The 20,705-nt window shown below is 68.3% G+C and carries 17 protein-coding genes; 10 read left to right on the forward strand and 7 right to left on the reverse strand.

All coding sequences use genetic code 11. From position 1 onward, the window contains the following. Positions 1–9: 9 nt before the first annotated feature. The gene (locus NQV17_RS19930; protein ID WP_044848210.1) at positions 10–627 is read left to right on the forward strand and encodes an SCO family protein; all 618 of its coding nucleotides are present in this window, start codon (positions 10–12) and stop codon (positions 625–627) included. A 158-nt stretch (positions 628–785) separates the two neighbouring features. Here the strand turns inward: NQV17_RS19930 and NQV17_RS19935 are convergent, their stop codons facing one another. After that, positions 786–1,076, reverse strand: coding sequence for a YciI family protein (locus NQV17_RS19935; protein ID WP_044848209.1), 291 nt, complete (start codon positions 1,074–1,076; stop codon positions 786–788). 244 nt (positions 1,077–1,320) lie between these two features. On the opposite strand from NQV17_RS19935, the gene NQV17_RS19940 reads away from it, so the two are divergent. Next, positions 1,321–2,136 carry a MetQ/NlpA family ABC transporter substrate-binding protein gene (locus NQV17_RS19940; RefSeq protein ID WP_257773566.1) on the forward strand — a complete coding sequence of 272 codons (816 nt, stop codon included), beginning with the start codon at positions 1,321–1,323 and terminating at the stop codon, positions 2,134–2,136. 109 nt (positions 2,137–2,245) lie between these two features. On the opposite strand, the gene NQV17_RS19945 is transcribed toward NQV17_RS19940, so the two are convergent. Continuing rightward, the gene (locus NQV17_RS19945) at positions 2,246–2,554 is read right to left on the reverse strand and encodes a VF_A0006 family four-cysteine protein (RefSeq protein ID WP_257773567.1); all 309 of its coding nucleotides are present in this window, start codon (positions 2,552–2,554) and stop codon (positions 2,246–2,248) included. Between the two features lie 318 nt (positions 2,555–2,872). On the opposite strand from NQV17_RS19945, the gene imuA reads away from it, so the two are divergent. The 8 genes from imuA (at position 2,873) to nagE (ending at position 15,944) form a co-directional block, all read left to right on the forward strand. Then, positions 2,873–3,580, forward strand: coding sequence for a translesion DNA synthesis-associated protein ImuA (gene imuA / locus NQV17_RS19950; RefSeq protein ID WP_257773568.1), 708 nt, complete (start codon positions 2,873–2,875; stop codon positions 3,578–3,580). Next, positions 3,513–5,021 (forward strand): DNA polymerase Y family protein, encoded by a 1,509-nt coding sequence (locus NQV17_RS19955; RefSeq protein WP_257773569.1) that lies wholly within the window; start codon positions 3,513–3,515, stop codon positions 5,019–5,021. The genes imuA and NQV17_RS19955 overlap by 68 nt, the downstream gene beginning before the upstream one ends. Positions 5,022–5,027: 6 nt before the next feature. Next, the gene (locus tag NQV17_RS19960; RefSeq protein ID WP_257773570.1) at positions 5,028–8,243 is read left to right on the forward strand and encodes an error-prone DNA polymerase; all 3,216 of its coding nucleotides are present in this window, start codon (positions 5,028–5,030) and stop codon (positions 8,241–8,243) included. A gap of 316 nt (positions 8,244–8,559) precedes the next feature. Beyond that, positions 8,560–9,294 carry a GntR family transcriptional regulator gene (locus NQV17_RS19965; protein ID WP_124486523.1) on the forward strand — a complete coding sequence of 245 codons (735 nt, stop codon included), beginning with the start codon at positions 8,560–8,562 and terminating at the stop codon, positions 9,292–9,294. A 97-nt stretch (positions 9,295–9,391) separates the two neighbouring features. Beyond that, on the forward strand, positions 9,392–10,495 hold the full coding sequence (gene nagA, locus NQV17_RS19970) for an N-acetylglucosamine-6-phosphate deacetylase (protein ID WP_044849197.1): 1,104 nt from the start codon (positions 9,392–9,394) through the stop codon (positions 10,493–10,495). Next, the gene (locus NQV17_RS19975; RefSeq protein WP_257773598.1) at positions 10,488–11,495 is read left to right on the forward strand and encodes an SIS domain-containing protein; all 1,008 of its coding nucleotides are present in this window, start codon (positions 10,488–10,490) and stop codon (positions 11,493–11,495) included. The genes nagA and NQV17_RS19975 overlap by 8 nt, the downstream gene beginning before the upstream one ends. A 15-nt stretch (positions 11,496–11,510) precedes the next feature. Continuing rightward, a complete protein-coding gene (gene ptsP, locus NQV17_RS19980) occupies positions 11,511–14,093 on the forward strand; it encodes a phosphoenolpyruvate--protein phosphotransferase (protein WP_257773571.1) in 2,583 nt (860 codons plus the stop codon). A gap of 87 nt (positions 14,094–14,180) precedes the next feature. Further along, the gene (nagE, locus tag NQV17_RS19985) at positions 14,181–15,944 is read left to right on the forward strand and encodes an N-acetylglucosamine-specific PTS transporter subunit IIBC (protein WP_257773572.1); all 1,764 of its coding nucleotides are present in this window, start codon (positions 14,181–14,183) and stop codon (positions 15,942–15,944) included. 259 nt (positions 15,945–16,203) lie between these two features. On the opposite strand, the gene cydX is transcribed toward nagE, so the two are convergent. The 5 genes from cydX to rpoH form a co-directional block, all read right to left on the reverse strand. Continuing rightward, on the reverse strand, positions 16,204–16,326 hold the full coding sequence (gene cydX, locus NQV17_RS19990) for a cytochrome bd-I oxidase subunit CydX (RefSeq protein ID WP_006483737.1): 123 nt from the start codon (positions 16,324–16,326) through the stop codon (positions 16,204–16,206). A gap of 54 nt (positions 16,327–16,380) precedes the next feature. Further along, the gene (cydB, locus tag NQV17_RS19995) at positions 16,381–17,517 is read right to left on the reverse strand and encodes a cytochrome d ubiquinol oxidase subunit II (protein ID WP_257773573.1); all 1,137 of its coding nucleotides are present in this window, start codon (positions 17,515–17,517) and stop codon (positions 16,381–16,383) included. A 31-nt stretch (positions 17,518–17,548) separates the two neighbouring features. Further along, positions 17,549–19,129: a cytochrome ubiquinol oxidase subunit I gene (locus tag NQV17_RS20000; protein WP_257773574.1), complete on the reverse strand. Its 1,581-nt coding sequence runs from the start codon at positions 19,127–19,129 to the stop codon at positions 17,549–17,551. After that, complete coding sequence (gene cydP / locus NQV17_RS20005; protein WP_374692732.1) at positions 19,119–19,394, reverse strand: cytochrome oxidase putative small subunit CydP; 276 nt, start codon at positions 19,392–19,394, stop codon at positions 19,119–19,121. Before cydP ends, NQV17_RS20000 begins: the two co-directional genes overlap by 11 nt. Before the next feature lie 330 nt (positions 19,395–19,724). After that, positions 19,725–20,660 (reverse strand): RNA polymerase sigma factor RpoH, encoded by a 936-nt coding sequence (gene rpoH / locus NQV17_RS20010; protein ID WP_257773575.1) that lies wholly within the window; start codon positions 20,658–20,660, stop codon positions 19,725–19,727. Between the last annotated feature and the right edge of the window lie 45 nt (positions 20,661–20,705).

Genomic DNA, 20,705 nt, shown 5'->3' on the forward strand with positions numbered 1-20,705 from the left:
TTGAACGCAATGCTCCATTCATGGTTCGGGCGCCGCGCGCGCCAAGGCTGGATGCTCGCGTGCGCATTCGCGGCAGCCACGCTGCTCGCCGGCTGCGACAACGCGCCGAAATTCCAGAATCTCGACATCACCGGCAACACGCAGTTCGGCAGCGATTTCTCGCTGCCGGATACGGCGGGCAAGGTGCGCACGCTCGGCGACTTCAAGGGCCGGGCGGTCGTGGTGTTCTTCGGCTATACGCACTGCCCGGACGTATGCCCGACGACGATGGCCGAACTGTCCGAAGCGCTGAAGCAGCTCGGCCCCGATGCCGCGAAGCGTGTGCAGGTGCTGTTCGTCACCATCGATCCGGAGCGCGACACGCCCGCGCTGCTCGGCCAGTACGTGCCCGCGTTCGATCCGTCGTTCATCGGGCTGCGGCCGGCCGACGAGGCGGCGCTCAAGAAGGTTACAAAGGATTTCCGCGTGTACTACGCGAAGGTGCCCGGCAAGACGCCCGGCAGCTACACGATGGATCACACCGCCGCGAGCTACGTGTTCGATCGCGACGGCAAGCTGCGCCTGTTCGTGCGCGACGGCCAGGGCCCCGGCCCGTGGGTCCACGACCTGAAGCTGCTGGTCGACTGAACGGCGTACGCCGCAGGTTCGCCCGGGCGCTCGCCCGGCGCTACGCGTGACGGCCGCGACGCGCCGTCACGCATTCCTCCTTCTTCCCCTCGATCTGCATGCGCCGCCTCGCGGAGCGGCTGCGTATGAACATTCGTGCGCTGACGCGCTTGCGCGCGTTACGGCAGCGCCGGCACGTTGAAGCCTTGCGCGGCACGCGTGATCCGGAATTCCGTCACGCGATAGGTCGCGAGCCCTTCGGTCACGAACGGATCGGTCTCGAGGATCGCGTCCAGTTCGTCGCGGTCGATGCGGGCCGCGAGGATCACGCCGCCTTCGCGCGGCACCTTCGGCCCCGCCGCGATGAAGATGCCGCGCTCGAACAGCGGCTGCAGATACGCACGGTGGCGTTCGAGTGCATCGTCGATGCGCTCGAGCGATGCGTTGTAGTGGATGTCGATGACGTACATGGATGGCCCTGGAATTGTCGCCGGCGCGTGGTGTGCCGGTCGGCCGGTCTTTTTAGCACAGCGGCCGTTCCGTGTCGTGCCGGCCGTCGTCGCGCATCGTCCACCAGCACCGCCGCGGTGCATACCCATATGAGCGGGATGTATTTCACTTCCGGCCGATCCTGTGACACCATTTGCCCCTTCCTGCGAGTCCGGGGATACCCGTATCGCGCCCTATTTCAGTTAGCAAGAAAGCGAGAAACAGATGAAGCGTCGCAGTCTCCTGAAGGTATTTTCCGTGCTGGCCACCGGTGCCGCGCTGACGCTGTCGGCGGGCGCGCACGCCGAAGACAAGGTCATCAAGGTCGGCACGGTGGCCGGCCCGGATGCGGAAGTGTGGCAGGTCGTGCAGAAGGTCGCGAAGGAGAAGGAAGGCCTGAACGTGAAGGTCATCGAGTTCAACGACTACGTGCAGCCGAACGCGGCGCTCGACTCGGGCGACCTCGACGCGAACAGCTTCCAGCACCAGCCCTACCTCGACAGCCAGGTGAAGCAGCGCGGCTACAAGATCGTCAGCGCGGGCCTGACCTACATCTCGCCGATCGGCGTGTACTCGAAGAAGTTCAAGGCGCTGAAGGACCTGCCGCAAGGCGCGAAGCTCGCGGTCCCGAACGATCCGTCGAACGAGAACCGCGCGCTGCTGCTGCTGCAGACGCAAGGCGTGATCAAGCTGAAGGCCGGCGCCGGCACGGGCGGCAACAACGCGACGGTGCTCGACATCGCCGAGAACCCGAAGAAGCTGAAGATCTCCGAACTCGACGCCGCGCAACTGCCGCGCGTGCTGTCGGACGTCGACGCCGCCGTGATCAACACGAACTACGCGCTCGCCGCGAACCTGCAGCCGACCAAGGACGCGATCGCGCTCGAATCGCTGACGAGCCCGTATGCGAACCTGATCGCCGTGCGCGCGAAGGACAAGGATCAGCCGTGGGTGAAGAAGCTGGTCAAGGCGTACCAGTCGGCGGAAGTGCGGGAATTCATCAAGAAGCAGTTCAAGGGCTCGATGGTTGCGTCGTTCTGAACACCGCACACCGGTCGGACCGTTGAAACGAAGAGGCCTGCATCGCGCAGGCCTTTTTCGTTGGTGCGGCCGGCAGACCATTGCGCGGCGCGCGGCGTTCAGCGCGGGCTCACATCTCGCCGCGCCGCGAGCAGATCGCCATGATCTGCTGGATCGCGTAGTTGTCGCGCACGCCCGGCAGCGACTGCACGATGCACTCGTGGAAGCGCCGCTCGCGCGGCAGCAGCATCGCGTTGTTGCGGTACAGCGCGTCGCACGAGCGCTGGATCAGCTGCGCGGCCACGCCGCTGCGGCTCTCGCGCAGCGCGCCCAGCATGCAGTCGTCGTATTGCGCGTAGCCGTCGGTCAGCGCGAATGCCGCACCCGGCAGCGCCAGCGCGACGGCCGCGCATGCGATCGCACGGATCCCCCGTTTCATAGGCCCTCCGATGGTGTGGATCGGGTCGGCGGACAGCATAACGTAAAGCGGCAAGGCGGCTGACGCGTTGCGCCGGGAGCGGCGCGCCGGCGTCGCTTCGGAGCCGGGTTGCCGCGGGCGGTCGTTCCGCCCCGTCGGGTCGCGCGGTGGAAGCGGGCGACACGCGCCAGCCACGCCCGGGGCGGCGCGCCGTCACATGACGGGAGCGCCGGCTTTTCCCGCGCTTTTCATCTGATGAAAAAGCCGGTTTCGTACTAGTACTGTGCGACATGAACGCATTGCCATATACTGTATATCCATACAGTTGTGGGTGGCGTCATGCTCGCATCCTCCATTTCTCCCGAATCCCTTCATCCATCCCTCTGGCGCGGCTCGCAGCTCGCGCGCGGCGGTTCGCGCACGATCGACACGGGTTTCGCGTCGCTGTCCGCCGAGCTGCCGGGCGGCGGCTGGCCGGTCGGCGGGCTCGTCGAACTGCTGGCCGCGCAGCCGGGCTGCGGCGAGATGCGGCTGCTCGCGCCGGCACTCGCGCGCACCGTCAGCGCGCGGCGTCCGCTCGCGCTCGTCGCGCCGCCGCAGTCGCCGCATGCGACCGCGCTGGCCGCGCTCGGTGTGCCGGCCGACGCGCTGCTGTGGCTGCGCGCCGGCAGCCGCACCGATGCGTTGTGGGCCGCCGAGCAGGCGCTCAGGACCGGCTGCTGCGGTGCGCTGCTGCTCTGGCAGGACGCGCGGCCCGATGCGCTGCGCCGCCTGCATCTCGCGGCCGCGCGCACCGGCGACACGCTGTTCGTGATGCTGCGCCCGCTGTCGGCGGCCAAACAGCCGTCGCCGGCCGTGCTGCGCGTCGCGCTGCATCCGGTGCCAGGCGGTGTGTCGCTCGACATCGTCAAGCGTCGCGGGCCCGCGCGCGGCGAGCCGCTCGCGCTCGATTTGCCGTCGCCCATCGTGGAGAGCCGCTATGCGCGTCTTGCTCGGCATCCATCTGCCGCGCCTGCCGCTCGACGTGTGCGCCCCGCCGCCGTCTGACGGCGCGGCGGACGGCGCAAACGGCGCGGCAGACGACGCAGGCTGCGCGGTGCTCGAACAGGGTGTCGTGCTGATTGCCGATGCGCCGGCGCGCCGGCAGGGCGTGCGCGCGGGCATGAAGCGCGGCGGCGTGCTGACGCTTTCGCCCGACACTCGGCTCGTCGAACGCGATCCCGCCCGCGAGGCCGATGCGCTGCGCGCGGTCGCGCTCGCGTTGCTGCGCTTCTCGCCGTGCGTCGCGCTCGACGACGAAGCGACGCTGCTCGTCGACGTCGGCCCGAGCCTGCGCCTGTTCGGCGGCCTGCCGTCGCTGTGCCGCCAGGTGCGCGCGACGCTCGCGGCGCTCGGCTATGCGGCGCGCCTGTCCGCCGCGCCGACCGGGCGCGGCGCGTGGCTGCTCGCGCGCACGTCGGCGCGTGCGCGCAGCCGGCGCCGCGTGGCCGGGCCGGCTTCGCTCGTTCGTACGCTCGATCGTTTGCCGTGCGTGCTGCTGCCCGATGCGCGCCCGTATGCGGGCTGGTTCGACGGCCTCGGCTGCCGCACGCTCGCCGATCTGCGCCGCCTGCCGCGCGCGGGGCTGCAGCGGCGCTGCGGTCCCGCGCTGCTGGCCGCGCTCGATCGTGCGTACGGCGATGCGGTCGAGCCGCTCGCGTGGATGGCGGTGCCGCCCGTGTTCGACGTGCGGCTCGAATTGCCGGAGCGCGTCGAATACGCGGAAGCCGTGCTGTTCGCCGCGCGGCGGCTCGTCGTGCAGCTCTGCGGGTGGCTGGCCGCGCGGCAGCTGTCGCTGGCCGCGATGACGTTCGATCTCGAGCACGAGCGCGGCCGCCAGGCCGTGCCGCCGACGCCGCTCGAACTCGCGTTCGCCGCGCCCGTGCGCGAGGAGACGCACTTCATGCGGCTGCTCGGCGAGCGGCTCGCGCGCGTCGAGTTGCCGGCCGCGGTGATCGCGGTGCGGCTGAAGGCCACGCGCGTCGAATCGGTCGCACCGCCGGCCGACGATCTCTTCCCCGAGCCGGGCGGCACGCGCGAGACGCGCGCGCGGCTGTTCGAACTGCTGGTCGCGCGGCTCGGCGCGGATAACGTGCTGCGCGCGGCGCCGGTGGCCGACTATCGGCCCGAGGCCGCGAACCGCTGGCTGCCGCTCGATGCGCTGGCGGGCAAGCCGGCTGATGGACTGCCGGCTGCGCCGCCGCGTCCCGCGTGGTTGCTGGCCGAACCGTTGCCGCTGTTGATGCGCGGGGAGCGGCCGATATTTCATACGCCGCTGCGAATGATGTCGTCGCCCGAACGGATCGAGGCAGGGTGGTTCGACGGTCAGCACGTGGCGCGCGATTATTGCGTCGCGCAGGACGAAGAGGGCGCGTGCTATTGGGTGTTCAGGGAGCGGTCGGGGAGCGAGTCCGAACCGCACTGGTTCCTGCACGGCCTGTTCGGGTGAGCGGCGATGGTTGCGGAATTCGGTTTGCTGCCCGATTACGCGGAGTTGTTCTGCCGCTCGAACTTCTCGTTCCTGCATGGCGCGTCGCATGCGGAGGAACTGGTCGAGCGCGCGGTGGAACTCGGCTATCGAGGGATCGCGATCACCGACGAATGCTCGCTCGCCGGCGCACCGCGCATGCATGTCGCGGCAAAAGCGCAAGGGCTGCCGCTCGTCATCGGTTCGTATTTCGACGTCACGCCGGATGAAGTCGCACCGGGTCACGATCCGGGCCCCGGTGCGTTCGGACTCGTGTTGCTGGCGCAGAACCGCGAGGGCTACGGCAACCTGTCCGAGCTGATTTCATGGCGGCGGATGGAGGCGCCGAAGGGAACCTACCGGCTGACGTCGAGAATGTTGTCGAGGCCGCCCGAGGCTTTCGCTCATCTGCGCGGCATGCCCGACTGTTTCGCGATTCTCGTGCCCGCGTATCCGGTGCGTGCGGAGGTACTCGATGCGCAGGTCGCATGGTTTCGCGCGACCTTCGGCGAGCGTGCGCGGCTCGGGCTCGTGCAGTTGCAGCGCGCGCTGGACGGCCCGCAGCGCGACGAGATTCGGGACGCAGGCGAGCGGCGCGGCGTACCTGTCGTCGCGCTCGGCGACGTGACGATGCATCGGCGCTCATGCAAGCCGCTGCAGGACGTGATGACGGCGATCCGCGTCGGGATGCCGGTGTCGGAATGCGGCTATGCGCTCGCGCCGAATGCGGAGCAGCATCTGCGTGCGCGCGGGCGGATCGCGAAGCTGTTTGCGCCGGACGAGATCGCGGAGACCTGTGCGATGCTCGACGCGTGCGATTTCGACCTCGGCTCGCTGCGCTACGAGTATCCCGACGAGATCGTGCCGCAGGGGCTGACGCCGACGCGCTATCTGGAACAGGAAACCTTCGCAGGAGCGGCCGATCGCTATCCGCAGGGCATTCCGGAGAAGGTCGCCAAGCAGATCCGCCATGAACTCGATCTGATCGCGCGGCTCAGCTACGAACCGTTCTTCCTGACCGTCTACGACATCGTCAAATACGCGCGCAGCCAGAACATCCTGTGCCAGGGCCGCGGCTCGGCCGCGAACTCGGTCGTCTGCTACTGCCTCGGCATCACCGAGGTCGATCCCGACCAGAGCACGATGCTGTTCGAGCGCTTCATCAGCGAGGAGCGCGGCGAGCCGCCGGACATCGACGTCGATTTCGAGCATCAGCGCCGGGAAGAGGTGATCCAGCATATCTACGAAAAATACGGCAAGGATCGCGCCGCGCTCGCGGCGGCCGTCTCGACGTATCGTCCGCGCGGCGTGCTGCGCGAAACCGGCAAGGCGCTCGGCGTCGATCCGATGCTGGTCGACCGCGTCGCGAAGGGGCATCGCTGGTTCGACGGCAGCCGCGACCTGCTGCAGCAATTCGCGACGACCGGGCTCGACCCGGCCACGCCGATCATTCGCGCATGGGCCGAACTCGCGGGGCGCTTGCTCAACTTTCCGCGTCACCTGTCGCAGCATTCGGGCGGTTTCGTGATCAGCCGCGGCAAGCTCACGCGGCTCGTGCCGGTCGAGAACGCGGCGATGGACGGGCGGCGCGTGATCCAGTGGGACAAGGACGATCTCGAGGCGCTCGGGCTGATGAAGGTCGACGTGCTCGCGCTCGGCATGCTATCCGCGCTGCATCGCGCGTTCGACATGCGCACCGCATGGCGCGGGCTGGAGAAGGACGGCAAGCCGTTCACGCTGAAGCACATTCCGCAGGATGACGAAGCAACCTACGACATGATCTGCCGCGCCGATACGGTCGGCGTGTTCCAGATCGAATCGCGCGCGCAGATGTCGATGCTGCCGCGGCTGAAGCCGCGCAATTACTACGACCTCGTCGTGCAGGTGTCGATCGTGCGGCCCGGGCCGATCCAGGGCGGTGCCGTGCATCCGTATCTGAAGCGGCGCAGGATCGTGGCAGGCGAGGAGGACGGCGAAGTCACGTATCCGAGCGAGGCGCTCGAACAGGTGCTCGAACGCACGCTCGGCGTGCCGATCTTCCAGGAACAGGTGATGCAGATCGCGATCGTCGCGGCGGGCTTCACGCCCGGCGAGGCCGACGAGCTGCGCCGCGCGATGGCCGCGTGGAAGCGCAAGGGCAACCTCGAGAAGTATCACGACAAGATCATCGACGGCATGCTCGAGCGCAACTACACGCGCGAATTCGCCGAGCAGATCTTCGAGCAGATCAAGGGCTTCGGCGAGTACGGCTTCCCCGAGAGCCACGCGGCCAGCTTCGCGAAACTCGCGTACGCGAGCAGCTGGCTCAAATGCCACGAACCCGCGATCTTCGTCGCGTCGCTGCTGAACAGCCAGCCGATGGGGTTCTACGCGCCCGCGCAGCTCGTGCAGGACGCGAAGCGCCACGGCGTGAAGGTGTTTCCGGCCGACGTCACGCGCAGCGGCTGGGAAGCGTCGCTCGAAGCGCTGCCCGGCCAGCCGCCGCCGCAGAGCCAGCCCGCGGTGCGGCTCGGCCTGTCGCTCGTGCGCGGTCTCGGCGAGGCCGCCGCGCGGCGCATCGAGGCCGCGCGCGCGGCCGGCCCGTTCGAGAACGTCGACGCGCTCGCGCGCCGCGCGCAGCTCGAACGGCGCGATCTCGAAGCGCTCGCCGCCGCGAACGCGCTCGCGACGCTCGCCGGCCATCGCCGCGATGCATTATGGCAAGCCGTCGCCGCAGCCCCCGAACGCGACCTGCTCGCCGCCGCGCCGATCGACGAAACGGAGCAGCCCGTGCTCGGCGCGCCGTCGGAAGCCGACGACATCCTCGCCGACTATCACACCACGGGCCTCACGCTGAACCGCCACCCGGTCGCGCTGCTGCGGCCCGCGTTGCGCGCGCAGCGGCTGTCGTCCGCGGCCGAGTTGCGCGACCGTCCCGACGGCCGGCTCGCGCGCGCGTGCGGGCTCGTGATCGCGCGGCAGATGCCGGGCACCGCGAAGGGCGTGATGTTCATGACGCTCGAGGACGAGACGGGCTGCGTGAACGTGATCGTGAGGCCCGAACTGCTCGCGCGGCAGCGCCGCGAAACGCTCGATTCGCGGCTGCTCGCGGCGTCGGGCGTGTGGCAGGTCGTCAGCGACGTGCGGCACCTCGTCGCGCAGCATTTCGAGGACCTGACGCCGCTGCTCGGCGGCCTGCGCACGTCGAGCCGCGAGTTCCACTGACGCGGCGCGCCGGCACGCCGCCCGCTGCCGCCGGATGCATACCAGTCGACCGAACTGGTTCTATATAGGTATCGATTCCAGCTCTCCAAATCCGGCAAATCCGGCACCGCAACTGTCCCCTTGCATACCAATCCGGGTAAATACCTATCTCGCATCACATTGTAAACAAAGGCTTTCCCGCTACTAAACCGCTTGCCTGGCAAGGCTTCCGGCGATTTTCACCTCTCTAATACCAGTTCGTTGACTGGTATTATGGTGGTTATATAATGCGTTCACTTTCGACGGTCCGAGATCGTCGTCCGACACCCGGAGGCACATGGAAACCGGCTGGTCCGAACTGGCGCCCGATCCTCTCGACGACACGCCGCTGTATCTGCAGCTCGCCCGCAACCTGGCGCGCGCGATTCACGCCGGCGCGTGGCGCGCCGGCGAGGCGCTGCCGTCGGAGCGGCTGCTGTCGGGGTCGGTCGGCGTGTCGCGGATCACGGCGCGCCGTGCGCTCGCGCTGCTGGTGGAGCAGGGGCTGATCAAGCGGGTGCGCGGAGCGGGCAGCTTCATCACGCCGCGCGTCGCCGATCCGCTGTCGCGTCTCGTCGGCTTCACCGCGAAGATGCAGCAGCGCGGTTTCGTGCCCGATTCGGTGTGGCTGTCGCGCACGCTGCGCGCCGCGCGCCGCGACGAGATCACGCGTCTCGGCCTCGCGCCGGGCGCGACGGTCGCGCGGCTGGAGCGGTTGCGCCGCGCGGACGGCATCGTGATGGCCGTCGAGCATTCGACGCTGCCGGCCGCGGCGGTGCCGGATCCGCAGGCACTCGGCGCGTCGCTGTACGAATACCTCGACGCCCGCGGGATGACCGTCGTGCGCGCGCTGCAGCACTTTCGCGCGTCGAACGCGACGCACGACATCGCGAAGTGGATGGCGGTGAAGCCGGGCTCGGCCCTGCTCGTGATCACGCGCATCGGCTACGGCGTCGACCAGCGCGCGATCGAAGTGACCGAAACGTATTGCCGCGACGACTATTACGACTTCGTCGCCGAACTGAAACGCTGACGCGCGAGACTGCCCGCGCGCCACGTGCAATGAAGCACAACGCATTTGCAAATCGCGACGCGGATGTCCGCGTCACCAGATCATCAAGAGAAACGTCATGCTGACTGGAAACATCCTCACCCCCGACGGCTGGATTCACGGCTCGCTCGACAGCGAGAACGGCCGCATCACCACGCTCGACGGCACGCCCGCCGATCCCGCGAAGAACGACGCGCCGTACATCCTGCCCGGCTTCATCGACCTGCACGTGCACGGCGGCGGCGGCGCCGACGTGATGGAAGGCGGCGACGCGATCGAGACGATCGCGCGCACGCACGCGCAGTTCGGCACGACGAGCCTGCTCGCGACGACGATGACCGCGCCGCGCGACGAACTGATGCAGGTCGTCGCGAACCTCGGCACCGTCGCCCGCACCCGCACGCAGGGTGGCGCGCGCGTGCTCGGCGTGCACCTCGAAGGGCCGTACATCAACCCCGGCAAGCTCGGCGCGCAGCCGGACGCGGCCGTGTCGGCCGTGCTCGACGAAGTGCTGAAGTACCTGTCGATCGCGCCGATCCGCGTCGTCACGCTCGCGCCGGAGATCGCCGGCCACATCGAGATCATCGGCGAGATGGCCGCGCGCGGCGTGCGCGTGCAGCTCGGCCACTCGCTCGCGACCTACGACGACGCCGTCGCCGCGCTCAAGCACGGCGCGTGTGGTTTCACGCACCTGTTCAACGCGATGTCGCCGCTGCATCACCGCAACCCGGGCCTGGTCGGCGCCGCGCTCGCGCATGCCGAGTACGCGGAAATCATCCCCGACCTGCTGCACGTGCATCCGGGCGCGATTCGTGCCGCGCTGCGCGCGATTCCGCGCCTGTACGTCGTGACCGACAGCACGTCCGCCACCGGCATGCCGGACGGCGAATACCGGCTCGGCAGCCAGCACGTGACGAAATGCCTCGGCGGCGTGCGGCTCGCCGACGGCACGCTCGCCGGCTCCACGCTGACGATGGACCAGGCGCTGCGCAACCTCGTGTCGCTCGGCCTGCCGATCGCCGACGTGTCGAACCGGATGTCGCGCTATGCGGCCGACTACCTCGGCGTCACCGATCGCGGCCGCCTCGAGCGCGGCGCATGGGCCGACCTCGTCGTGTTCGATCGCGACCTGAACCTCACCGCGACCTACGTCGAAGGAGAATCGATTGTCGAATATGCTTAAGGAAGCGCGCGAGTCCGCCCAGGTCGTCGCCGCGCAACTCGCCGACACGACGCGCGTTGAAACGCTCGCCGCGCAACTGCTCGATCACCCGCCGGCCGTCGCGCTGACGGTCGCGCGCGGCAGCTCGGATCACGCCGCCAGCTATTTCGCGAGCCTGACGATGAGCCGCCTCGGCGTGCCGGTCGCGTCGCTGCCGATGTCGGTCGCGACGCTGCAGCAGGCGCCGCTGAAGGTGCAGGACCAGCTCGCGTTCGCATTCTCCCAGTCGGGCAAGAGCCCCGATCTCGTCAACACGATGGCCGCGCTGCGCGAAGCCGGCGCGCGCACCGTCGCCGCCGTCAACGTGCTGCCGTCGCCGCTCGCCGACGCGTGCGAGCACCAGTTGCCGCTGCTGGCCGGCCCCGAACTGTCGGTCGCCGCGACCAAGAGCTACATCGCGATGCTGTCGCTGTCCGCGCAGATCGTCGCGTACTGGCAGCGCGACGCCGCGCTGATGACGGCATTGCGCGGCCTGCCGGACGTGCTCGCGCAAGCCGGCCGCCTCGACTGGTCGCCGGCCGTCGCCGCGCTCGCGGGCATCGAACGGATGATCGTGATCGGCCGCGGCCTGGGCCTTGCGATCGCGCAGGAAGCCGCGCTGAAGCTGAAGGAAACCTCCGGCATCCAGGCCGAGGCATTCTCGAGCGCCGAAGTCCGTCACGGCCCGATGGAGCTGATCGACCGCGACTATCCGCTGCTCGTGTTCGCGCCGCCGGGGCCCGAGCAGGCCGGGCTGCTGCAGCTCGCGCAGGACATGCGCGCACGCGGCGCGGCCGTGTTGCTCGCGGCGCCCGCCGGCACGCCCGGCGCGACCTTGCCGCTCGCGCAGTCCGCCCATTCGGCGCTCGACCCGATCGCCGCCATTCTTTCGTTCTACGTGATGGCGGCGGAGCTCGCCGTCGCGCGCGGCCGCAATCCCGACACGCCGCGCCACCTGAACAAAGTCACCGAAACGCACTGATAGCCGAGACAGCCGATGAGACGCGCCGAGGAGTCCCAGTTGAAGAGTTCCACCCATGATCAGATCGTCCTGCTCAGCCCCCTGACCGGGCCGATCGTCGCGCTGGCCGATGTGCCCGATCCGGTGTTCTCCGGCGGGATGTTCGGCGACGGCATCGGCATCGACCCGCTCGCAGGCCAGCTCGTCGCGCCGTGCGCCGGCGTCGTGTCGCATCTCGCGCGCACCGGGCATGCGGTGACGATCACGACGCCGCAAGGCGCGGAAGTGCTGCTGCACATCGGCATCGACACCGTCGAGCTGAACGGGCAGGGTTTCACCGCCCACGTCGAGGCCGGTGCGCGCGTCGACGCGGGCGACCTGCTGATCGAGTTCGACCAGGACGCGGTCGCGCGCAGCGCGCATTCGCTGGTCTCGGTGATCGCGATCGCGAACTCCGACGCGTTCGACGTCGTCGAGCGCGCGAGCGGTTTCGCGACGGCCGGCGAGACGCCGCTCCTGACGCTGCGCGGCAAGGGCGAAGCGGCCGCGCAGGCGGCGCAGGCCGGCGCCGCGGCGATGAACGAAGTGCGTCGCGAACTCGTGCTGACGCAGCCGGGCGGCCTGCATGCCCGCCCGGCCGCACGCGCACGCGAATCCGTGCGCGGCTTCGACGCGACGGTCGACGTGCAGTTCGACGGCCGCAAGGCGTCGATCGCGAGCGTCGTGGGCCTGCTCGCCCTCGGTGCCGGCGAAGGCGCGACGATCGAGCTGATCGGCCGCGGCGCGCACGCGCAGCAGGCCGTCGACGCGGTCGAGCACGAGCTGCTGCGCGAAGCGCACGGCGAAGTCGAGGAGAAGCCGGCGCGGCTGCGTTCGCCCGCACCGCAGCCGATCGTGCACGACACCGGCGCGACACTCGATCCGAACACGCTCGCGGGCGTGTGCGCGGCGCCCGGCATCGCGGTCGGCACGCTGGTGCGTCTCGACGATGCGGACATCGTGCCGCCCGAACAGGCAACCGGCACGCCGGCATCGGAAAGCCGCCGGCTCGACCAGGCGCTGACGGCGGTCGACGCCGAACTCGACGAAACGGTGCGCAACGCATCGGCGCGCGGCGCGGTCGGCGAAGCGGGGATCTTCGCGGTGCATCGCGTGCTGCTCGAAGACCCGACGCTGGTCGACGCGGCGCGCGACCAGATCAGCCTCGGCAAGAGCGCGGGCTTCGCGTGGCGCGCGACGATCCGCGCGCAGATCGACACGCTGTCGAAGCTCGACGATGCGCTGCTCGCCGAGCGCGCGGCCGACCTGCGCGACATCGAGAAGCGCGTGCTGCGCGCGCTCGGCCACACGAGCGGCGCGACCCGCACGCTGCCCGCCGAGGCCGTGCTCGCCGCCGAGGAATTCACGCCGTCGGACCTGTCGTCGCTCGATCGCCAGCGCGTGACCGCGCTCGTGATGGCGCGCGGCGGCGCGACGTCGCATGCGGCGATCATCGCGCGCCAGCTCGGCATTCCGGCGCTCGTCGCGGTCGGCGACGCGCTGTATGCGATTCCCGACGGCACGCAGGTCGTCCTCGATGCGAGCGCGGGCCGTCTCGAACACGCACCGACCGCGCTCGACGTCGAACGCGCGCGCCACGAGCGCCAGCGCCTGGACGGCGTGCGCGAAGCGAACCGGCAGCTGGCCGGCGCCGCCGCCGCGACGGTCGACGGCCGCGCGATCGAGGTCGCCGCGAACATCGCGACGCTCGACGACGCGAACACCGCGGTCGACAACGGCGCGGACGCGGTCGGCCTGCTGCGCACCGAGCTGATGTTCATCCATCGCCAGGCCGCGCCGAGCGTCGTCGAGCACCAGCAGAGCTACCAGTCGATCGTCGATGCGCTGCAGGGCCGCACGGCGATCATCCGCACGCTCGACGTCGGCGCCGACAAGGAAGTCGACTACCTGACGCTGCCGCCCGAGCCGAACCCGGCGCTCGGCCTGCGCGGCATCCGCCTCGCGCAGGTGCGCCCCGATCTGCTCGACGATCAGCTGCAGGGCCTGCTCGCGGTGAAGCCGTTCGGCGCGGTGCGCATCCTGCTGCCGATGGTGACGGATGCCGGGGAGCTCGTGCGGCTGCGCCAGCGCATCGACGAATTCGCGCGGGCGCAGGGCCGCACCGAGCCGATCGAGGTCGGCGCGATGATCGAGGTGCCGTCGGCGGCGCTGCTCGCCGACCAGCTCGCGCAGCACGCGGATTTCCTGTCGATCGGCACCAACGACCTGACGCAGTACACGCTCGCGATGGACCGCTGCCAGGCCGATCTGGCCGCGCAGTCCGACGGCCTGCATCCGGCCGTGCTGCGCCTGATCGACATCGCGGTGCGCGGCGCCGCGAAGCACGGCAAGTGGGTCGGCGTGTGCGGCGCGCTGGGCGGCGATCCGCTCGCGGTGCCGATCCTCGTCGGTCTCGGCGTGACCGAACTGTCGGTCGACCCGGTGTCGGTGCCGGGCATCAAGGCGCGCGTGCGCCGTCTCGATTACCAGCTGTGTCGCCAGCGTGCGCAGGATCTGCTCGCACTCGACTCGGCACAGGCGGTAAGGGCAGCAAGCCGCGAGGTCTGGCCGCTCGACTGAACGTCGACGGCGGGCGCGCGACCCGTTTCACTACGCAAGCAATTAGGTCAACGACGCTTAATGACGAGACATGGATTGGAGGATTGAATGGGCGGGAATCCGTTTCTGAAGATACAGGGCCTGGGCCGGGCGCTGATGCTGCCGATCGCGGTGTTGCCGGTCGCCGGCATCCTGCTGCGGCTCGGGCAGCCGGACGTGTTCAACATCAAGACGATCGCCGACGCCGGCGGCGCGATCTTCGACAACCTGCCGCTCCTGTTCGCGATCGGCGTGGCGGTCGGTTTCGCGAAGGACAACAACGGAGTGGCGGCACTCGCGGGCGCGATCGGCTACCTGATCGAAACCGCGATCATGAAGGACATCGATCCCAAGCTGAACATGGGCGTACTGTCCGGGATCATCGCGGGTGTCGTTGCGGGCTTGCTGTACAACCGCTACAAGGACATCAAGCTGCCCGACTACCTCGCGTTCTTCGGCGGCAAGCGATTCGTGCCGATCATCACCGGGCTCGTGTGCGTGGTACTCGGCATCGTGTTCGGATACGTGTGGCAGCCGGTCCAGCATCTGATCGACGCGGCCGGCCAGTGGCTGACGACGGCGGGCGCGATCGGTGCGTTCGTGTTCGGCTTCCTGAACCGCCTGCTGCTCGTCACGGGCCTGCACCACATCATCAACTCGCTCGCGTGGTTCGTGTTCGGCAACTTCACGCCGCCGGCCGGCGGCGAGCTGGTGCACGGCGACCTGCACCGCTTCTTCGCGGGCGATCCGACCGCGGGCACCTTCATGGCCGGCTTCTTCCCGATCATGATGTTCGGCCTGCCGGCCGCGTGTCTCGCGATGCTGCACGAAGCGCCGAAGGAGCGCCGCGCGATGGTCGGCGGCCTGCTGTTCTCGATGGCGCTCACGTCGTTCCTGACCGGCGTGACCGAGCCGATCGAATTCAGCTTCATGTTCCTCGCGCCGGTGCTGTACGTGATCCACGCGGTGCTCACCGGGCTGTCGCTCGCGATCTGCCAGATCCTCGGCGTGAAGCTCGGCTTCACGTTCTCGGCCGGCGCGATCGACTACGTGCTGAACTACGGGCTGTCGACGAAGGGCTGGATCGCGGTGCCGCTCGGCATTGCGTACGGCGTCGCGTACTACGGGCTGTTCCGTTTCTTCATCCGCAAGTTCAACATGGCGACGCCCGGTCGCGAGCCGGCCTCGGCCGACGCAGCAACCGAGTCGTTCGCCTCGGGCGGCTTCGTCGCACCGGCGGCCGGTGCCGCGGCGGCAGCGCCGCGTGCGCAGCGCTACATCGCCGCGCTCGGCGGCGCGGGCAACCTGACGGTCGTCGACGCCTGCACGACGCGCCTGCGCCTGAGCGTCGTCGATCCGGAGAAGGTGTCGGAGCCGGAACTGAAGTCGATCGGCGCGCGCGGCGTGCTCAAGCGCGGCGGCAACAGCGTGCAGGTGATCATCGGGCCGGAGGCGGACATCATCGCCGACGAGATCCGTTCGGCAATCGGCAGCGGTGCGGCCGGTGCCGCGGCGGCGGCCCCGGTCACGGGCGCGCAGCCGGTCACGGGCGCGGCGGCCGGTCCGCTCGACCCCGATCCGCTGCGCTGGCTTGCGGTGTTCGGCGGTGCGACCAACGTCGCGTCGCTCGACGCGATCGCGACCACGCGCCTGCGCGTCGTCGTGCGCGATGCAGCGGCGGTCGATCGCGATCGGCTCGGCGCGCTCGATGTCGCATGGGTTACGCCGGACACGTTCCACATCGTCTGCGGCAACGCGGCGGCGCGCTATGCGGAACAGCTCGGCGCGCGCCTGACGTCGACGGGCGGCGGTGCGGCTCCGCAACCGGCATGATGCGATGAGACCGGCCCGATCCGCCTCGCGGATGCGGCCGCCGGTCGGTAAAACGGAAACGGCTTGCGACGCGTGTGTCGCAAGCCGTTTTTCTTTGGCGGCGCGCGGTTGCGATGCGTGCATCGGCATCGCGCTCGATTGGCATCGACGTGCCGCGCGTGCCGAACGAATGACCCGGACGAAAAAAAACCTCGCACGTAGCGAGGTTCGTTCCCGACGGCGGGCGGCGGGGCGATCAGCCGCCGCCGCGTATGAGCGGTCAGTCGCGGCGTGCGCGTACCGGCGCTTCCTGCGGCTTCTGCCGCGCTTCGAGCCACATCGCGTTGACGATGCCGAACGACAGCGCGACGCCGATACCGAGAATCCAGCTGAAGTACCACATGATCCGACTCCTTGCGAAACGGTGGGCGAGGGCGCGTGCGCGCCCCGGCCGGGTTCAATACATCGAGTGCTTGTTCTCTTCGAGCGACTGGTGCGTGACCTTGCCGCGCATCACGCGGTACACCCAGCTCGTATAGAGCAGGACGATCGGCAGGAACACGATCACCGCGAACAGCATCACCTGCAGCGTCATGTGGCTCGACGTCGAATCCCACACGGTCAGGCTGCTGCGCGGGTCGAGCGACGACGGCATGATGAACGGGAACATCGAGAAACCCGCGGTCAGGATCACGCCGGCGATCATCAGGCCGGTGCAGAGGAACGCCGTCTTTTCCTGCTTCGAGCCGGCGAGCAGCAGCGCGAGCAGGCCGCCCGCGATCCCGACGACCGGCGCCGCGATCATCCACGGATACTCGCCGTAATTCGCGAGCCACAGGCCCGAGCCGGCCGCCACGTCCTTCAGCAGCGGGTTCGCGACCGTGTCGGTCGGCGCGGCGTGCGTGATGTGGAAGCCGCCGATGGTCGACGCGATCAGCACGCCGGCCAGCACGAACAGCACGACCGCGACGAGCGCCGACACCCGTAGTGCGATCGACGCGCGGCGTGCGATCACGCCGTCGGTCTTCATCTTGATGAATGCCGCGCCGTGCGCGATCAGCATCGTGAGGCTGACGAGCCCGCAGAGCAGCGCGAACGGGTTCAGCAGCGCCCAGAAGCCGCCGTAGTAGGTGACGCGCAGGTCGCTGTCGAACTTGAACGGCACGCCCTGCAGCAGGTTGCCGAACGCGACGCCGAACACCAGCGCCGGCACGAAACCGCCGACGAACAGGCCCCAGTCCCAGCCCGCGCGCCAGCGCGGGTCGGGCCGCTTGCTGCGATAGTCGAAGCCGACCGGCCGGAAGAACAGCGCGAACAGCACGAGCAGCATCGCGAAGTAGAAGCCGGAGAACGACGCGGCATAGACGAGCGGCCAGGCGGCGAACATCGCGCCGCCGGCCGTGATCAGCCACACCTGGTTGCCTTCCCACGTCGCGCCGACCGTGTTGACGATGATGCGGCGTTCCTCGTCGGTCTTGCCGAGGAACGGCAGCAGCGCGGTCGCGCCCATGTCGAAGCCGTCGGTGACGGCGAAGCCGATCAGCAGCACGCCGACGAGCAGCCACCAGATCAGCTTGAGAGTTGCATAGTCCATAGCGATTCCTTGTTCCGTTGCGGGGGCGTGCTCAAACCGCGGCACGCTCGCCGGCTGCGGCGAGTTCGTGGTGATAGCGGCCGGTATGCAGCGACGACGGGCCGAGGCGCGCGTACTTGAACATCAGCTTGATCTCGATGACGAACAGTGCCGTGTAGAACGCGATGAAACCGGCGAGGCTCAGGTACAGGTCCGTCGACGTCAGGCTGGACGCGGACAGATGCGTCGGCAGGATGCCCGCGATCGTCCACGGCTGGCGGCCGAGCTCGGCGACGACCCAGCCGAATTCCGCGGCGAGCCACGGCAGCGGGATCGCCCACACCGCATAGCGCAGGAACCAGCGGCGGTTGTCCTGCAGCAGCTCGCGGCGCGCGCAGAACCAGAACGCGGCGACGAAGGTCGCGAGGAACAGGAAGCCGAGGAACACCATGATCCGGAACGAGAAGAACACGGGCGCGACCGGCGGAATGGTCTTCTTCGCGGCGGCCTGGATCTGCTCCGGCGTCGCGTCAATCACGTTCGGCGTGAACTGCTTGAGCATCAGCCCGTAGCCGAGATACTGCTTGTGCTGGTCGAACAATGCGCGGGTCGCGTCGCTCGTGTCGCCCTGCTTGATCTTCTGCAATGCGCCGTACGCGATCATCCCGCTCTGGATGTGCTCCTCGCTGCGCTTCGCGAGCTCGCGCAGGCCGACCACCGGTTCGTCGATCGAGCGCGTCGCGATCAGGCCGAGCGCGTACGGGATCTTGATCGCGTAGTCGGTGCGCTCTTCCTTCTGGTTCGGAATGCCGATCAGCGTGAACGACGCCGGCGCCGGCTGGGTTTCCCATTCCGATTCGATCGCGGCGAGCTTCATCTTCTGCACTTCGCCGGTCGTATAGCCCGACTCGTCGCCGAGCACGATCACGCAAAGCGTCGACGCGAGACCGAAGCCGGCCGCGACCGCGAACGAGCGCAGCGCGAAGTCGGTGTCGCGCTTCTTCAGCAGATACCACGACGAGATGCCGAGCACGAACATCGCGGCCGTCACGTAGCCGGCCGACACGGTGTGCACGAACTTCACCTGCGCGACCGGGTTGAACAGCACGTCGAACAGGTTCGTCAACTCCATGCGCATCGTCTGGTAGTTGAACTCGGCGCCGACCGGGTTGTTCATCCAGCCGTTCGCGACGAGGATCCACAGCGCGGACAGGTTCGAGCCCAGCGCGACGAGGAACGTGACCATCAGGTGCTTGACCTTCGACAGGCGGTTCCAGCCGAAGAAGAACAGGCCGACGAACGTCGATTCTAGGAAGAACGCCATCAGGCCCTCGACCGCGAGCGGCACGCCGAAGATGTCGCCGACATAGTGCGAGTAGTACGACCAGTTCGTGCCGAACTGGAATTCGAGCGTGATGCCGGTCGTCACGCCCATCGCGAAGTTGATCCCGAACAACTTGCCCCAGAACTGCGTCATGTCCTTGTAGACCTGTTTGCCGGTCATCACGTAGACGGCTTCCATGATGACGAGCAGCCAGGACAGGCCGAGCGTCAGCGGCACGAACAGGAAGTGGTAGAGCGCCGTGATGCCGAACTGCAGACGCGACAGATCGACGACTTCGCTACTTATCATGGTGGTCTCCCTCGGTAGATGCAGGCGCCGGCACCGAGAGCAGCTTCTCGGCGACGACGGCAGGCGGCAGCGACATGTGCTCGGCCTGCGGATGATTGAAGAATGCGTATTTGAGCGACATCAGGAGGATCAGCTTGACGATCAGCACCAGCGTGATGTCGCGCATGAGGGTCGGCCCGCGCGCCCACGCGGCGATGCGTGCGCGCCAGCCGCTGCATGCGGCCTGCGGGGGACGCGGCGCAGGCGCTTTATTGATCGAGATCAAGGTGATTATCCTGAATCGATTTACATCGGTTTTGGGGCGACTTTACGTCGGATTTATGACGGCAGTTAAGCTGTTTTAATCCTTTTGAGCCGACATGCCAATTTTAAAATGCCGGCTTTCCGATGCCGAGTGCGGCGATGCGGCAGACCGTCGCGAAGCGCGTGTCGAAACTTGAGGCAGATCAAGGTTATGCGGAAGGGGCCGGGATTCGCCCGATACCCGATCCACAAGGTCGATTAATCAGACACGATCGAGGCTAAAAACGACAGACGAAAAAAAACCGCTGCCGGTCGGGCAGCGGTTTTAGGTGAAGCGCTCTAAATCGCGGATTCAGGCGTATTCGGCAAGTGCGGTGCGCATCTTCTTCATGGCGCTCGCTTCGATCTGGCGGATGCGTTCCGCCGATACGCCGAACTCGGCCGCGAGATCGTGCAGCGTCGAGCCGCCCGAGCCGTCGTCGTCGACGTTCAGCCAGCGCGCCTCGATGATCCGGCGGCTGCGTGCGTCGAGCGCCTCGAGCGCCTGCGCGATGCCGTCCGTCTGCAGCATGTCGCGCTGACGCGCGGCGAGCACCGCGGTCGGCTCGTTGTGCGAATCGGCCAGGTAGGCGATCGGCGCGTACGACTCCTCGCCGTCTTCCACTTGGCCCTCGAGGGCGATGTCGCCGCCCGACAGGCGCGTTTCCATCTCGGTCACGTCTTCGCGCTTGACGTTGAGCTCCTGCGCGAGGCCGTCGATTTCCTCGGGCGTCATCGCCTGCATGCTCTTCTTGTGGCTGCGCAGGTTGAAGAACAGCTTGCGCTGCGCCTTCGTCGTCGCGACCTTCACCATCCGCCAGTTGCGCAGGATGTACTCGTGGATCTCGGCCTTGATCCAGTGGATCGCGTACGACACCAGACGCACGTTTTGCGCCGGGTCGAAACGCTTCACCGCCTTCATCAGGCCGATGTTGCCTTCCTGGATCAGGTCGCCGTGCGGCAGGCCGTAGCCGAGATAGTTGCGCGCGATCGACACGACGAGTCGCAGGTGCGACAGCACGAGGCGGCGTGCCGAGTCGAGGTTGTTGTCTTCGCGGAATTCGGTCGCGTATCGGCGTTCCTCTTCGGCGGTCAGCAGCGGGATCCGGTTGACGGCCTGGATATACGCGTCGATGTTGCCAAGCTGGCCCGGCAACATCGATTGAGTTGCGAGCGCCAGCGAGCCTGCCGATTCGGCCTTGGCCGGCGTCGGGCTCAGGGTGTTCGGAAGGGTCAGGGCGTGGCTCACTAAAAAACTCCTTTGGAATCAGGGACAAACCCCTAGTCTCGGATG

It is taken from the genome of Burkholderia sp. SCN-KJ (assembly GCF_024656005.1).
Taxonomy (GTDB): domain Bacteria; phylum Pseudomonadota; class Gammaproteobacteria; order Burkholderiales; family Burkholderiaceae; genus Burkholderia.

What these genes read in the sequence shown, in the direction of transcription:
- nagE (WP_257773572.1), top strand. Translation starts at nt 14,181, where the DNA reads ATGGGCGGGAATCCGTTTCTGAAGATACAGGGCCTGGGCCGGGCGCTG.
- nagA (WP_044849197.1), top strand. Translation starts at nt 9,392, where the DNA reads ATGCTGACTGGAAACATCCTCACCCCCGACGGCTGGATTCACGGCTCG.
- imuA (WP_257773568.1), top strand. Translation starts at nt 2,873, where the DNA reads ATGCTCGCATCCTCCATTTCTCCCGAATCCCTTCATCCATCCCTCTGG.
- NQV17_RS19965 (WP_124486523.1), top strand. Translation starts at nt 8,560, where the DNA reads ATGGAAACCGGCTGGTCCGAACTGGCGCCCGATCCTCTCGACGACACG.
- NQV17_RS20000 (WP_257773574.1), bottom strand. Translation starts at nt 19,129, where the DNA reads ATGATAAGTAGCGAAGTCGTCGATCTGTCGCGTCTGCAGTTCGGCATC.
- NQV17_RS19975 (WP_257773598.1), top strand. Translation starts at nt 10,488, where the DNA reads ATGCTTAAGGAAGCGCGCGAGTCCGCCCAGGTCGTCGCCGCGCAACTC.
- NQV17_RS19940 (WP_257773566.1), top strand. Translation starts at nt 1,321, where the DNA reads ATGAAGCGTCGCAGTCTCCTGAAGGTATTTTCCGTGCTGGCCACCGGT.
- NQV17_RS19960 (WP_257773570.1), top strand. Translation starts at nt 5,028, where the DNA reads ATGGTTGCGGAATTCGGTTTGCTGCCCGATTACGCGGAGTTGTTCTGC.
- NQV17_RS19930 (WP_044848210.1), top strand. Translation starts at nt 10, where the DNA reads ATGCTCCATTCATGGTTCGGGCGCCGCGCGCGCCAAGGCTGGATGCTC.
- ptsP (WP_257773571.1), top strand. Translation starts at nt 11,511, where the DNA reads ATGAGACGCGCCGAGGAGTCCCAGTTGAAGAGTTCCACCCATGATCAG.
- NQV17_RS19935 (WP_044848209.1), bottom strand. Translation starts at nt 1,076, where the DNA reads ATGTACGTCATCGACATCCACTACAACGCATCGCTCGAGCGCATCGAC.
- NQV17_RS19945 (WP_257773567.1), bottom strand. Translation starts at nt 2,554, where the DNA reads ATGAAACGGGGGATCCGTGCGATCGCATGCGCGGCCGTCGCGCTGGCG.
- cydX (WP_006483737.1), bottom strand. Translation starts at nt 16,326, where the DNA reads ATGTGGTACTTCAGCTGGATTCTCGGTATCGGCGTCGCGCTGTCGTTC.
- cydB (WP_257773573.1), bottom strand. Translation starts at nt 17,517, where the DNA reads ATGGACTATGCAACTCTCAAGCTGATCTGGTGGCTGCTCGTCGGCGTG.
- NQV17_RS19955 (WP_257773569.1), top strand. Translation starts at nt 3,513, where the DNA reads ATGCGCGTCTTGCTCGGCATCCATCTGCCGCGCCTGCCGCTCGACGTG.